Consider the following 1,171-nt stretch of genomic DNA (forward strand, 5'->3'; position numbering starts at 1 on the left):
CAACGGAGTTCTCCGGGCGGGCAGTCGGCGATGAAACAGGAAGTCTCACGGCGCGAGCCGTAAGAATCTCCTCCCTTCAGGGAGGAGAGCGTCAAGGAGATGCCGCAGCGGGCGGACGCGTCCCCGTCGACGACGAGCAGGCCGCCGTGGGCGGTGGCGCCGGCCGACTGGGAGGCGTTGCCGCGCACCCGGACCGTGCCGGACATCATGTTCTCGGCGACTCCGGTGCCCGCGTTGCCGTGCACGGTGACCGTGGCGTGCTGGTTCATGCCGGCGCAGTAGTAGCCGACGTGGCCCTCGATGTCGACGGTGTGGTGCTCGCGGATGCCGCAGGCGACGGCGTGCGCGCCGCGTGGGTTGAGGACGCGCCACGCATCCGAACCGGGCGCGTGCAGCGCCTGGTTGAGTTCCCGTACCGGCAACTTCGCCAGGTCGATCACCGTCGCCATACGTACACCTCTTCCGGCTCGGGTTCGAAGATGCGGGCGTGTTCGATGCCCGGCAGGACGTCCAGGGCCCGGTACTCGGAGGCCATCGCCACCCACGCGGGCGTCTCGGCGATCAGCGCGGGCTTGCAGGCGATGGCGTCGCGGACGACCGCGAAGGAGTCCGCAGTGGACACCAGCAGCGTGTAGAAGCCGTCGAAGCGTTCGCACAGGAGCTTCAGCGCCTTCTCCAGGTCGGCGCCCTGGGCGAGGTGGTGCGCGATGAAGCGGGCGCCGACCTCGGAGTCGTTCTCGCTGTCGAACTCGACGCCTTGGGCGCGCAGTTCGCGCCGGATGGTGGCGTGGTTTCCTGGGGTTGGAACTGCTGCCGGTTTGCTGAGCATGAGTGACTTCTGGTGAGCGTGAGTGAGTGCCGGGCCTGGATGCGGTTGTTCCGCTGTGGGTCAGGGGGTTCTACGTCCTTGGCGGTGCTGTGGACTTCGCTGTCGGTAGGGGAACGGGAGTTCGTGGGTCGAATGGGTGACCTTTGCGGGGGCGGCTCGTTGACTTCGGTGACGGGGATCTTCGGCCGGGGGGGGTGAAGGGGTGGGCGGACTGCGGGAGTTGGCGGCGTCGTTCGTGGTGCCGGGCCCGGCCGGGGTGGCGGTGCGGGACCGGCTGCGGGTGTCGGAGGCGGACGCGGCGGTGCTCGCCGAGGTCGGGGTGTTCCTGGGTTCGCTGGCCGC

At 69.4% G+C, this 1,171-nt stretch carries 1 protein-coding gene and 1 pseudogene; both read right to left on the reverse strand.

Features of this window, described 5'->3' with window-relative positions:
- A pseudogene (locus ACFYO2_RS49655) lies at nucleotides 1–449 on the reverse strand (hypothetical protein); the annotation flags it as partial.
- Nucleotides 437–829, reverse strand: coding sequence for a hypothetical protein (locus ACFYO2_RS49660; protein WP_388364150.1), 393 nt, complete (start codon nucleotides 827–829; stop codon nucleotides 437–439). The pseudogene ACFYO2_RS49655 and the gene ACFYO2_RS49660, both read right to left, overlap by 13 nt.
- Nucleotides 830–1,171: the final 342 nt, after the last annotated feature.

The organism is Streptomyces sp. NPDC006602, assembly GCF_042870385.1.
Taxonomy (GTDB): domain Bacteria; phylum Actinomycetota; class Actinomycetes; order Streptomycetales; family Streptomycetaceae; genus Streptomyces.